Below are 13,319 nucleotides of genomic sequence, written 5' to 3'. Positions count from 1 at the left end.
TTAGCGACTCTAATTTCCTAATCCCTTTTTTTATTTCAAATAAAAAATATAATTTTTGAAAAAGTCAAGATGACTTCATTAAATTGGATTGATTTTTTCTGTGTTATTTATGAATTTTCAAAAATAAAGCCATGAAAAGCAAATTTTTCTTTTTGATATTCTTATGCATCGTCGTTGAAATATTTGCCCAAACTCCGAATTATCCATCCGTCTGGACTCTGGAAAATTGTATCGAATATGCAAAAGAGAATAATATTTCTATTAATTCTCTCCGGCTTTCAAAAAATTCTACTCAGCAGGATCTCCTTCAGGCAAAAGATGCAAAATATCCCAACTTAAGCGGAACCGTTTCGCAAGGTCTTTTGGCACTTAACGGAAGCGACGGTCTTCATATGACAGGCGCACAATCTCAAAGCATAGGAGCCAATTCCTCCATGACGCTTTATCATGCCAACTATATTAAAAATAATGAGGCTTCAAAGAATCTTCTGGTACAGATGGCTGATCTGTCTGTACAGGAATCCGAAAACAATATCACGCTGAATATCACCCAGGCTTATCTGAATATTCTGATGAATCAGGAAAATATCATTTCCCTTGAAAATGTTCTGAAAACAACCCAAACTCAATTAAAACAGGGAGATCAGCTATACAAAGCGGGAAGCCTTTCCAAATTAAATTACCTTCAGATTCAGTCGCAGGTTGCCCAGGATCAGTACAATCTGGTAGCTGCTCGGAACAATCTGCGAACCAATACGGTGAATTTAAAACAAATCCTGCAGCTTCCTACCGGTTACGAGTTTCAAATTGTAAAGCCTGACAGCATTATTGTAGATGACCAGTTGAAACCTTTACAGGATGTTCAAAATCTGGCACAAAATCAACGTCCGGAAGTAAAATACAGCGAACTGAATGTAGAAAACTCCAACACGAATCTGAAAATGGCGAAAGCATCCATTCAACCCACATTAAGCGTGGTAGGAAATATTTCCACCAATTATTCCAACGGAAATGGAAATTATTTTAATCAGCTGGGAAACAATTTCTATATGCCTATAGGATTAAGCCTTGGAATTCCGATTTACAACAACAGAATCTATAAAACACAGATTGAGAAATCAAAAATAGCTATTGAACAGGCTAATCTTGATTTACGAAATACTCAAACGATCCTTAATCAGCAGGTAGAACAATCTTACATTAACCTTCAGAATGCGTTGTCCCAATACGATTCAGCTTCCCAGCAAATGAATATCAGCAAGCAGAGTTATGATATCGTAAATGCGCAGATGAAACTCGGAAGTATTGATTATGTACAGCTTCAACAACAACGATTGCTTTATATACAGTCTGTTCAGAATTATCTTCAGGCTAAATATACAGCAGTTCTCAATAAACAGATCTACGAATTTTACGCAGGTAACCCTATAAATCTAAAGTAAGCTATGAAAACAAAGAATAAAAAATGGTTGTACTGGATTGTGGGCGGCATCATTGTAATAGGTGCGGCTTGGTTCTTCTTCATCAGAGAAAAAGAAATCAAAATCCAGCTGGAAACCGTAAAACCTGAAATGGGAGAAATTTCAAATTCCATCACGGCTACCGGAACCATTCAGCCTGTAGATACCGTTGCAGTGGGTACCCAGGTATCAGGAATTATTAAAAATATTTATGTGGATTTCAATTCTACCGTAAAAAAAGGAGAATTGCTGGCTACTTTGGATCCGGATCTGCTTCAGTACCAGTCACAGCAGATCAAAGCCAACCTGCAGAATGCAAAAAGCAATCTGGCTTACAATGAAATCAATATCAACAGACAGTCTCAACTGTACAAAGTAGGTGCAATCAGTAAAGCAGATTATGACGTTGCCACGAATCAATACAATGCTGCAAAAGCACAGGTAGGTTCTGTAACAGCTCAGCTTTCCACAGCCAACAAAAACCTGTCCCTAACCAATATTTATTCTCCGATTGACGGAACAGTGCTCAACAGGAATGTAAGCGAAGGACAAACAGTAGCTTCAAGCTTCAGCACTCCTACTCTGTTCAGTATTGCTAAGGATCTTACCAAAATGCGGGTACGTGCTTCTGTAGATGAAGCGGATATCGGGAATGTAAAAGTAGGACAGAAAGCCACTTTTACCGTGGATGCTTTTCCGGATGAGACTTTTGACGGTGAGGTTTCAGAGGTTCGTCTGCACCCTACCGTTTCATCAAATGTGGTGAATTATACTACCATTATCAATGCAGATAATTCCAGTTTAAAACTGAAGCCGGGAATGACAGCCAATATTACCATTTACACTCAGGTTTTAAACAATATCATGAAAATTCCTGTGGCGGCTACCAGTTTCAGACCAGACAGTCTGGTGATCAAAAAATATAAAGTAAATTCTCCGTTTGCCAATGGTAAAAAACACGAAAAAGGAGAATGGAAAAAACAAAACAAAGGAACTGAGAATAAAAACGAAGCAACCGTTTGGGTCATCGCAAAAGACAGTACTATTTCCCGCAAAAAGATAAAAACAGGAATGGACAACGACACCGAAATGCAGGTTATTTCAGGATTAAACAAAAATGACAATATCATCACCGGCTATAAAGTTTTGTCGAAAAAATCATCCGGCGGACAGGCTAAAAGTCCGTTCATGCCTCAAAGAAGAGGTGGCGGAAATAACAAAAACAGCGGCGGAGGTGGCGGTGGCCCAAGATAACAGCAATTTGAATGTTAATCTTATCACTTCAATCCACAAAAAACCAACAACTAGCAACTAGCAACTAGCAACTAGCAACTAGCAACTAGCAACTAGCAAACCTAAAACAAATGTCATGGCAGAAAAAATTCTGGAGATCATGGATCTGAAAAGAGAGTTCAGAATGGGTGAAGAAATTGTCCATGCTCTGAAAGGTATAACATTTACGGTAGAAAGAGGTGAATTTGTGACCATTATGGGAAGCAGTGGCTCCGGAAAATCTACGTTACTGAATATCATTGGCTGTCTGGATAAACCGTCTGGCGGAGATTATATTCTGGACGGAGTTAACATCAAAAACCTTGATCGTGATGAGCTTGCTGTTCTTAGAAATCAAAAAATAGGCTTTGTATTTCAGGCTTATAATCTTCTTCCCAGAACTACGGCAAAAGAAAATGTAGAATTACCTCTTCTCTACAACGCAAAAGTATCTACAGAAGAACGCCATAAAAGAGCTATACAAGCTTTAACAGCTGTAAAACTCGAAAGCAGGATTGATCACCTTCCCAACCAAATGTCCGGAGGACAGCAGCAAAGAGTGGCCATAGCGCGAGCTTTGGTAAATGAACCCGTAATGATTCTTGCAGATGAAGCCACAGGAAATCTGGATACAAGAACATCCTATGAAATCATGGCGCTTATGCAGGATCTTCATCATCAGGGAAGAACCATTGTTTTTGTGACCCATGAGCCGGACATAGCCACTTTCAGCAGCAGAACAGTAACCCTTCGGGATGGAAAAGTCATCAAAGATGTCAAAAATGATAATATAAAATCAGCCAAAGATGCCCTGGAAAATCTTCCGGTAAATGATGATTATAACTAGTTTCAACTAAAAATCTATTGCAATGAACCTCTCAAACCTCTTCAGAATCGCCTGGAAAGCCCTCTTACGAAATAAGCTTCGTGCATTTTTAACGATGCTCGGTATTATTATTGGTGTGGCATCAGTGATTGCAATGACTGCTATTGGAGAAGGTTCAAAAAAAAGCATCAGTGATCAGCTTTCTTCTATGGGCTCCAATATGATCACCATACGTCCTTCAAGTAATGTAAATGTTTCCGGAGGGGCAAGAATCGGAGCTTCGGGATTACAAACGCTGAGACCTCAGGATGCAGACGTTATTTCAAAGGGAGCAGCTGATGTTTCGTACGTCTCCCCTGCTGTACAAACCAACGGACAGTCTATCAACGGGCCCAATAACTGGCCTACTCAGTTACAAGGTGTGAATGAGGAATATTTCAGTATCAGAGACTGGGGTATTGCGGAGGGTAATCTTTTCACCAAAAAGGATGTCACTTCTTCCAATAAAGTATGTCTTTTAGGGCAAACGGTTTATACCAACCTATTCCCCAACGGTGAAGATGCTGTAGGAAGTATCATCAGATTCAATAAAGTTCCTATGAAAGTTATCGGAATTCTGGCTCCAAAAGGCTCCAATGCATTTGGACAGGATCAGGATGATGTGATTATTGCACCATTCAACACCGTTCAGAGAAGATTTTTGGGCATCACCTATGTTCAGAGCATTTATGCCGCTTCTTCGAATGAAAACACTTCACAGCAGGCTACTGATCAGGTTTCAGAAATTTTAAGAAAGCAGCATAAACTACCTGTTGACGGAAGCAATGATGACTTCAGTGTAAGAACCCAGGCAGAGCTAATTTCTACCATGAGCTCTACCAGCCAGCTTCTGACCGTACTTTTATCAGCTATTGCCGGTATTTCTCTTATTGTAGGAGGAATTGGGATTATGAACATCATGTACGTCTCTGTAACAGAACGAACCAAAGAAATCGGGCTGAGAATGTCTATTGGTGCCCGAGGAAAAGATATTTTGTATCAGTTTCTGATTGAAGCAGTATTGATCAGTATCACGGGTGGAATTCTCGGTGTACTTTTAGGAGTTTTGTCTTCGGAACTGGTTACTTTTTTCCTTTCGTGGCCTACGTTTATTACGGAATCTTCTATTATTATTTCATTCATCGTCTGTGCTGTCACCGGAGTATTTTTCGGATATTATCCTGCATTGAAAGCTTCAAAACTTGACCCTATTGAGGCATTGAGATATGAATAGTTTTTGTACATTTGAGTTATGGGATTCGGGGTTCGAGGTTTCGGGTTGCGGGATGCAAGGTCTTGGGATTCGGAATCCGGGATTGAGAAACCGTTTTGAATTTCACTTAATAACGTAGTTGTTTAAATTTATAAAAAATTAAATATTTAAAACCATTAAGAAGGATTTAGGAAATAAAGTATAGTTAAGATAAATCATGCTGATTTTTAAGCTTAAAGTGAAGCTTATCTTAATACTCTTAACACCTTAATATAATCTTCATGTTTCAAAAATAAAAGTTTAAACAAGTTCAACAATAAAAAACACTTAGCACAATATGTCAGTAAGCATTTCTTCCAAAACTTTTGATTTTTTAAAAAAATTAAATAAAAATAATAACCGCGACTGGTTTAATGAAAATAAAGATCTTTACACAGAATCTCAGCAAAATATTGTTTCATTTCTGGATGAACTGATTAAAGAGATGTCCGGTTTTGATGAAGAACTTGCGAAAATTGACAGTAAAAAAGCGTTATTCAGAATTTACAGAGATACCCGTTTTTCAAAAGATAAATCTCCTTATAAAACCAATTTCGGAGCTTCTTTAGGAATGGGAAAAGGAAACCAGAAAGGAGGTTACTATCTTCACATGGAACCGGGAAAATCCTTTCTAGCCGGAGGAATCTATATGCCGGAATCTTCTGTTCTGAAAGAAGTGCGTAAAGAAATTTCCTTGTACGGAGATGATTTTCTTAAAATTCTCAATAATAAAGATTTCAAAAAACATTTCCCAGAGCTTGATCAGGACGATAAACTGAAAAAAATCCCTCAAGGCTTCGAAAAAGAAGATCCTATGGGAGAATATCTGAAATTGAAGAACTTCATTGTGGTATATTCTCTGAAAGATGAGGAAGTGCTGGATAAAAATGCGGTAAAAAATATGACCAACGTTTTCAAACTGATGAAACCTTTCAATGATTTCCTCAATACACCTTTTCTTTAATATCTTTATTTTTTATGGTCTGCTGATTTTTTTGACCACAGATGATTGGAGTTATTTGGGTAGAATAATACTTTATCGACTTTTTAGCAGAAATGCTTGTGGCATACAGATGTCTCTGTGACAAATTCAAAATAGAGTAATATTCAGCGCGGTTACAAAAACAAATTTTAAAGATTCCTTCTGAAAACCAACATATTATAATTAACATTTTTTAAGAAAAGTTTTACATTTTTCCTTATCTTTGCTGTTCGCCAAAAAGCTTACGATGTCTTTATACCAAAAAATCGCAGAGAAACTACAATACATAACCCCGAATTTCTACAAAAAAAGATATTTTAAAACTTTATATAATCTTAATAAAAATAATTTTTCGGAACGTAATGTAGAACCGGAACTGGTATGGATCAAAGAATACCTTCCGAAAAATGCTATAATACTGGACATTGGCGCGAATGTAGGAACTTTCCTATACCAGCTGGAAAATACATTGGATCACGAACATATTTATGGTTTTGAACCCAATAAAAAACTATACCGACGATTGAAGAGACTGTTTCCTGCTATGCGTATCTTTCCTCTTGCACTTTCTGATGAAAATATGACTGCCGAGTTCAAAGTACCTGTAATTAACGGAAAAACAATTGCTTCCCGTGGTACTTTAAACACTTCTTACAAAGAGAAGGGAGAAGAGAAAAGCTACACAGAACAAGTAAAAGTTATTAAGCTTGATGAATGGGCTGCACTGGAACATTTCAACAGACTTGATTTCATCAAAATAGACGTTGAAGGAAATGAAATAAAAACTCTTTCCGGAGCCAAGGAAACCATCAGAAAGTTCAAGCCGACTTTAATGGTCGAAATGGAACAAAGACACCACCAAACACCCATATGGAAAGAAATATCCGAAGTGATAAACTGGGGATATGACGCCAAGTATCTGAACAGAAACAGCTTTACGCTTGAAAATCTTACGGAAGATATTATAACACAAAATACAAACGACGAAAAAAACAAAACTCAGTACATCAACAATATTATTTTTATACCTAAAAACATTTAAAACGACTTATGAGTGTAGTAGCGAGACAAGGCTTCAAATATTCCATTATCGGTTATATTGGTTTTTTGCTGGGCACCGTTTCCGCAATATTCATATTTCCGAATGATTTTGAATTTTACGGAAAACTGCGTTACATTCTTCCAACGGCTGAAATGCTGGTTCCTTTTGTCGTTTTAGGTATCTCCTATTCGAATGTGAAGTTTTTTCACAAAGTAGAAAGAGAGGGTAAAAAACAGAATATGCTGTCATTATCTTTGCTGACTGTTTTTATCAATTTTCTCATTTTCACGGTTGTATTTTTCATACTTCCCTATTTTTATCCGAAGTTCAGACATTCAGAAGCATGGAAAATCAAGGAGATGATTCTCCCTCTGATTTTAATTCTTTCGTTTTGTGCTATTTTCAACAAATACACTTCTAATTATAAAAGAATTGTTGTTTCCAATATTTTCGATAATCTGTTTCCGAAAATAGCAAATCTAGGCGCTTTCTGCCTGTTCTTCTTTGCGTTATCACAGAATATTACGGCTGGTACATCACAGAACATTGCATTTGCTTTCTTTTTTGGAATCTTCTTTTTAATGCTTTTGGGCTATATTTATTATACCAACAAACTGGAAAAAATTCAGCTGGATTTTAATACCGATTATTTTAAAAAGAATAATTTCTGGAAAGAATTTTTCAATTACAGTTTCTTTGGATTCCTGGGAACTTTTGGAAATTACCTGGCGATCAACAGCTTTATGATTGGTGAATTTATGGGAATGGAAGAGGTAGGAATCTACTCTGTTCTGTATGCGTTAATCTCACTGATTTCTATTCCACAGCTTGGATTATTTAATATTTCCGCCCCTATCATCAACAAAACGCTGGCAGACGGAGACATGGAAGAGCTGGACAGATTCCACAAGAAAACATCTTTGACGTTGTATTTCCTTGGAGCTGTTTTATTCTCCTGTATCATGGTAGGATTCCCCTATCTGACACAGTTTATGCCTAAGAACGGAACCATGTTGAGAGAGTACGAACCCGTAGTCTGGATCTGGGGTTCTGCAGTGCTGATAGATCTTGCTACCGGATTCAACGGGAATATTATTTCGCTTTCAAAATATTACAGATTCAATATTCTGGTTATGCTTTTGCTGGCGGGATTGACGATTGGACTTAATTACTATTTCATTAAAAATACAGATCTGAAACTGATCGGAATTGCCTTATCTACAGCCATTTCCCTTACCATCTACAATGTTGTAAAAATCGTTTTCAATTATATTGTATTTAAGGTTTCACCTTTAAGCATTGAAATGATTTTCGTGTCTATCATCTGTACTTTAGCGATTACAGTAGCGATCGTTCTTCCCAATTTCAACAGCAATCTGCTTAATCTTATTTACAAACCCGCAGTTGTTTTGGTTCTGATTTACATCGGAAATTACTTCACCAAGATTTTCCCGATTGAAGACTATCTGAATATGAAATTTATTAAGAGCGTATTTAAGATTAAATAAGTGCTTTTAAGAGAAAAGAGAATAATCCGAGAAGTTTTTTAGAGTAAACCCATTAGAAATTGTTCCAGTTTTTTCTGAACTTCTTTTCTGCTGTATGTTGTATAAAAGTCAAACGGAGTCTCCGAAATGGTCTTTAACTGCTCAAAAGCATTTTCTTTTTCAGGAATAATAAAGTCGAGTTTTGAAGGATAATTTTGAGGAAAAACAGCCAGTTTCCCATATGCTATGGCATCCCCAAGGTTTCCTGTCATTTTAGTCAGTCCATAGGTTTCTTTCATACTGAAAAACTCTGTATCCTGCTGAATCGGGCACCATAAAACGTCTGCTTTCTGCATCCATTTTTCAAAGTCTTCGGAAGAAACTCTTTCAGAAAAATAAGTAATTTTAATGTTTTTGGATAATTTTTCAGACAGATGTTTAAGTTGTTTTAATTCATGTCCGTTTGCTTTTCCAAGGAATACAAATTGGCAGGGTTTATCTGCAGTGAGTTTCTGAATGGTTTCAAAAATATAGGTGTAATCTCTTCTTTTCTGCGAAACTCCACCAGGAATAATCACCACAAGATCTTCATTTTTTGTTTTGTTAAAATCTCGTGTATAAAACAGCGGTAAAAATCGATATCTATCCGAAATCAGAGCTTCATCCAGTACAAAAAGGGATCTGGAGGTCTGATAAACTTTCGATTTGTAGAATAATCCTTCTTTCAGCCATAATTTTAACCTGAAAATAACATCTCCTTTGAAGAGGCTTTTCATCATATCCAGCTTTGAAGCTTTTATGAAATTAAGGTTATGGGTAATAATTGCTGTATTGTACTTTTTTGTTATCGCTAAAAATGTATTAAAATAACGATGCACAGTTCCTATAACAACCAGGTCATATCCTTTTCCCTTTAACTGATCCAGAATCATAGAACTATCCGATAAGAACACAGCTTCATCGCTATGATTGATCTGATCTTTGACTCTTTTTGAAAAATAATAGTCTACCGAAAAATCCTGAGAACCTTCCATAATATCCATGAAAGCCTGGGCAATTTCTGCATGGGTGTCTATTTCTATGTAAGCTATTTTTTTCACGGGTTTGCGGGAGTTATATCTTAAGTTTTGGCTAAAGCCAATCGATTTTGTTTTTTTGATTATAGATGGGCTAAAGCCCACCTCTATTGATAAATATTTAATTTACTTACTACATTTTCAACCATTTCTTTTTCAACATTCTCCAACGTTGATCATTGACGGCTTTCTGTTCTTCTTTAGTAATTTTAAGTTCTAATTTCTGTGATCTGCAGTTTTCATAAGCATTAATGATATCAAAGAAAAATGAAGCAGATTTGCTTTTCATCGCTTCTTTTGAAGAGGCAATATAAGCCAGAAATCTGTTCAGTCCCAAGAAATAAAAATATTTTCCGTAGTAATCTGCAGGGCGAATGGTGTAATCTGCACCTTTTACTTTGATCAATTTTACGTGAAGTTCAGGAAGTACAACTTCTTTCCAGCCCAGATTTTCCAGTAATATGGAGTCAATATTATCCCAGCCTAATGTTTCTCTTAACCCTCCGATCTGAACAAAACATTCTTTACGGTAAGCCTTCATAGGACCTCTTACATGATGTTTATTGGAATTTCCTTCATATACCCAGTTTCCATCTTTTTCGATATACAGAAGACCTCCTACCAATCCATATTCAGGATGGGTGGCAAAAGCTGTTTCTACTGTTGTCAGATAGTTTTCCGGAAGGATAATATCGGCATCAAATTTACAGATGATATCAAATTCATCCATAGATTGGGTCTGAAGTCCGTTTTTAAAAGCATGAACCACTTTAGATCCTGGCTGATGTTCAGATTTCTGAAGGTTGATTGTTTCAAAACGAGAATCGGTTTCAGTATATTTTCTGATAATCCCAGATGTTCTGTCTGTAGAACCGTCATTCACTACCACTACCTTAAAATCTTTACTGTTTTGTTTTTGTAAAGAATCAAGGGTAAAGGGGAGATTGTCTTCTTCGTTATGGGCAGGAATTATGATTAAAAACCTCACGAATTATTAAGTGATTAATGATGAGCGATCAATGATAAGAAACTTTTATAATTTCAATTATCATTGATCATTCATCGTTGATAGAATTTATTTGTTATGCGGTTTCAGCATGTTTTTCGGATCAAGGATTTCGTCCAGCTTTTCCTGAGAAAGAATTCCTTTTTCAAGAACAAGGTTGTAAACGCTTTTTCCTGTTTCCAATGCTTCCTTAGCAATCTGTGTAGACTGTTTGTACCCAATGTAAGGGTTCAATGCCGTTACAATACCAATGCTGTGTTTCACCATATTCAGACAGATTTCTTTATTGGCAGTAATTCCAACCACGCATTTGTCACGAAGCGTATCCAACGCATTACAAAGGAAGTTGATATTTTCCATGATAGCATGAGAAAGTACCGGTTCCATTACATTCAGCTGTAATTGACCTGCTTCTGCAGCAAAAGTTACGGTAAGATCATTTCCAAATACTTTGAAACAAACCTGGTTCACTACTTCCGGAATTACCGGATTTACTTTCCCTGGCATGATAGAAGATCCAGGCTGCATTGGTGGAAGATTGATTTCAAAAAGACCCGCTCTTGGACCTGATGAAAGTAATCTTAAATCATTACAGATTTTGGATAATTTCACAGCAAGACGTTTTGTAGCTGAAGAGTAGATTACATAAGATCCTGTATCTGGTGTTGCTTCTACCAAATCTGGTGCAGAAACAATCGGGAATCCTGTAATCTGAGCTAAATTTTTAGCACAAAGCGTAGCATAACCTACCGGAGCATTTAATCCTGTTCCGATAGCGGTTGCTCCCATATTCACTTCTACAAAAAGGTTGGCATTGTTGTTCAACTTAGAAATATCTTCTTCCAACGTAGCGGCATAAGCTTCAAATTCCTGCCCCAACGTCATTGGAACGGCATCCTGAAGCTGTGTACGTCCCATTTTGATTACATCATGAAACTCCTGTCCTTTTGCACGGAAAGCAGTGATAATTCTTTCCAGTTTTTCTACCAGTCCGATATTCATCTGAAGCAATCCCATTTTGATTGCTGTAGGATAAGCATCATTGGTAGACTGTGAAAGGTTGATATGATCATTAGGTGAACAGAATTCGTATTCTCCTTTATTTTTTCCTAATTTTTCCAACACGATATTTGCGATCACTTCATTCGCATTCATGTTGATGGAAGTTCCTGCTCCTCCCTGAATCATATCTACCGGAAACTGGTCATGATATTTCCCTTCTACAATTTCATCACACGCTTCTGCTATTTTAAAATACAGGTTTTCGTCTAGAAGTCCTAATTCATAATTGGTTTTGGCAGCTGCTTTTTTTACAAACGCCAATCCTTTTATGAAATCCGGATATGAAGACAAAAGCTGTCCTGAAATTTTAAAATTGTCGATAGCTCTTTGTGTCTGAACCCCATAATAAGCATCTAAAGGCACATTCAGTTCACCTAATAGATCACTTTCTTTCCTGAAATTTTCCATTACAGATATTTTACTGTTTTTGATCGTTTAAAGATAGCAAAAACGCATCTAACCGATGCGTTTTAATTTGAATTATTTTGTTGGATATTTTTGATTTAAAGCTTGGAGTATTGCCCATGTTTCGGCATCCATAATTCCGTCATAATTCTGTGGACGGAAATGGTACTGAAATGCTTCAATTGTTTTCTTGGTAGCATCATCCCATTTTCCGCTCAAGTCTAATGCGTATCCGAATTTCTGCAATCCTGTCTGTATAAGGAAGATAAAGCTGGCATCATTGTATCTTGCAGTAATGTCAGCTTGCGCCGGTTCAAGATACGTTTGCTTAGCGGCTTCATCATACCACATTCCAACCTGGTACTCGTCATATAGCTTTTTCCATGGGAACATTGGCCCCGGATCCTGCTTTCTTGTAGGAGCAATATCTGAGTGAGCTAATACATTGGTAGCCTGAATCTGATATCTTGTCACAATATCTTTAACCAAAGCGGCTACTTTTTTCACCTGATCATCACTAAAAGGAGCAAATGTTCTTTTACCCGCAGCATCTGTGGTATAGCCCATATTGACAATTTCAATGCCGATAGAGGTATCGTTAAGATTTTTGTCATTTCTCCAGGCACTTACTCCTGCATGATAGGCACGTTTATTTTCATCTACCAATTGATAGATCTCGTTATCTCCGGTATTATTTACCAGATAATGGGCACTCACCGCCTGCTGGGTAAGAACAGTAATTGATTTATCGTCCGGAATAGCTGTATAATGTAATATAAGATAACGCTGTCTGAAATTCTGGGCAACAGCAGGGAAATAAGTCTTCACTACTTTATATCCGGCTGGTTTTGCAGATACAATAGAACCATAACTTGCAGTATTATCATTTTTTGTAGGGTCTGCTATATTAGTAGTAAAAAAGTCTACTCCATGATCAGATACTACTTTTGGTTTTGGAGCTATCGGAGTTGTTGGTTGAACGGTCGGTTTGGCCTGTGTTATTGGGGGTTTCGGTTTGTAAGTATTTTTTTTCACATTTTGCTGAGAAGTACATGAAAAAACAAAAGTGCTTAATCCGATGATATATAATGTCTTACGCATCAGTTTGGTTTTTGGATGATTTATTACTTCAAAAATACACAAAATTTTCTTGAATTTTATTTGGTAAATAAAGAAATCTATTCTATATTTGCACTCGCAATAACGGAACAACGATCATTAAAAAATAAACAAAAAGGAGGGTTGCCAGAGTGGTTAATGGAGCAGTTTGCTAAACTGTCGACGCGAAAGTGTCGCAAGGGTTCGAATCCCTTACCCTCCGCTCATTTATATACTCGGGGCGTAGCGTAGTCCGGTCATCGCGCCTGGTTTGGGACCAGGAGGTCGCAGGTTCGAATCCTGCCGCCCCGA

The 13,319-nt window shown here is 37.1% G+C and carries 11 protein-coding genes and 2 tRNA genes; 9 read left to right on the top strand and 4 right to left on the bottom strand.

The genetic code is table 11. The annotated features are described in order from the left end of the window. The first annotated feature begins 131 nt into the window (after positions 1-131). The 7 genes from CQ046_RS23035 to CQ046_RS23005 all read left to right on the top strand — a co-directional run bounded on the left by CQ046_RS23035 (position 132) and on the right by CQ046_RS23005 (position 8,381). Positions 132-1,442: a TolC family protein gene (locus CQ046_RS23035; protein ID WP_105704506.1), complete on the top strand. Its 1,311-nt coding sequence runs from the start codon at positions 132-134 to the stop codon at positions 1,440-1,442. A 3-nt stretch (positions 1,443-1,445) separates the two neighbouring features. Further along, positions 1,446-2,714, top strand: a complete 1,269-nt coding sequence (locus CQ046_RS23030; RefSeq protein WP_105704505.1) for an efflux RND transporter periplasmic adaptor subunit — start codon at positions 1,446-1,448, stop codon at positions 2,712-2,714. A 115-nt stretch (positions 2,715-2,829) separates the two neighbouring features. Beyond that, positions 2,830-3,579 carry an ABC transporter ATP-binding protein gene (locus CQ046_RS23025; RefSeq protein WP_105704504.1) on the top strand — a complete coding sequence of 250 codons (750 nt, stop codon included), beginning with the start codon at positions 2,830-2,832 and terminating at the stop codon, positions 3,577-3,579. Between the two features lie 22 nt (positions 3,580-3,601). Continuing rightward, the gene (locus CQ046_RS23020) at positions 3,602-4,831 is read left to right on the top strand and encodes an ABC transporter permease (protein WP_105704503.1); all 1,230 of its coding nucleotides are present in this window, start codon (positions 3,602-3,604) and stop codon (positions 4,829-4,831) included. A gap of 316 nt (positions 4,832-5,147) precedes the next feature. After that, positions 5,148-5,813, top strand: a complete 666-nt coding sequence (locus CQ046_RS23015) for a DUF2461 domain-containing protein (protein ID WP_105704502.1) — start codon at positions 5,148-5,150, stop codon at positions 5,811-5,813. Positions 5,814-6,078: 265 nt separating this feature from the next. Further along, positions 6,079-6,873: an FkbM family methyltransferase gene (locus CQ046_RS23010; protein ID WP_105704501.1), complete on the top strand. Its 795-nt coding sequence runs from the start codon at positions 6,079-6,081 to the stop codon at positions 6,871-6,873. Between the two features lie 8 nt (positions 6,874-6,881). Continuing rightward, positions 6,882-8,381, top strand: a complete 1,500-nt coding sequence (locus CQ046_RS23005) for a lipopolysaccharide biosynthesis protein (RefSeq protein ID WP_105704500.1) — start codon at positions 6,882-6,884, stop codon at positions 8,379-8,381. A 38-nt stretch (positions 8,382-8,419) separates the two neighbouring features. Here CQ046_RS23005 and CQ046_RS23000 read toward each other — a convergent pair whose 3' ends face one another. From CQ046_RS23000 to CQ046_RS22985, 4 genes are all read right to left on the bottom strand, one after another. Then, positions 8,420-9,460, bottom strand: coding sequence for a glycosyltransferase (locus CQ046_RS23000; protein WP_105704499.1), 1,041 nt, complete (start codon positions 9,458-9,460; stop codon positions 8,420-8,422). A 109-nt stretch (positions 9,461-9,569) separates the two neighbouring features. Continuing rightward, entirely contained in the window at positions 9,570-10,424 is an 855-nt protein-coding gene (locus CQ046_RS22995) for a glycosyltransferase (protein ID WP_105704498.1), read from the bottom strand. Between the two features lie 87 nt (positions 10,425-10,511). Then, a complete protein-coding gene (aspA, locus tag CQ046_RS22990) occupies positions 10,512-11,912 on the bottom strand; it encodes an aspartate ammonia-lyase (protein WP_105704497.1) in 1,401 nt (466 codons plus the stop codon). A 72-nt stretch (positions 11,913-11,984) separates the two neighbouring features. Beyond that, positions 11,985-13,010: an N-acetylmuramoyl-L-alanine amidase gene (locus CQ046_RS22985; RefSeq protein ID WP_105704496.1), complete on the bottom strand. Its 1,026-nt coding sequence runs from the start codon at positions 13,008-13,010 to the stop codon at positions 11,985-11,987. Positions 13,011-13,145: 135 nt separating this feature from the next. Here CQ046_RS22985 and CQ046_RS22980 point away from each other — a divergent pair. Both CQ046_RS22980 and CQ046_RS22975 read left to right on the top strand, forming a co-directional pair. Further along, a tRNA-Ser gene (locus CQ046_RS22980) sits at positions 13,146-13,230 on the top strand. 14 nt (positions 13,231-13,244) lie between these two features. Further along, positions 13,245-13,319 (top strand) — tRNA-Pro (locus CQ046_RS22975).

The organism is Chryseobacterium sp. MYb7 (assembly GCF_002979455.1).
Classification (GTDB): domain Bacteria; phylum Bacteroidota; class Bacteroidia; order Flavobacteriales; family Weeksellaceae; genus Chryseobacterium.
The sequence above is the reverse complement of the archived record's forward strand: the minus strand, read 5'-3'. Positions and strand labels throughout refer to the sequence as shown.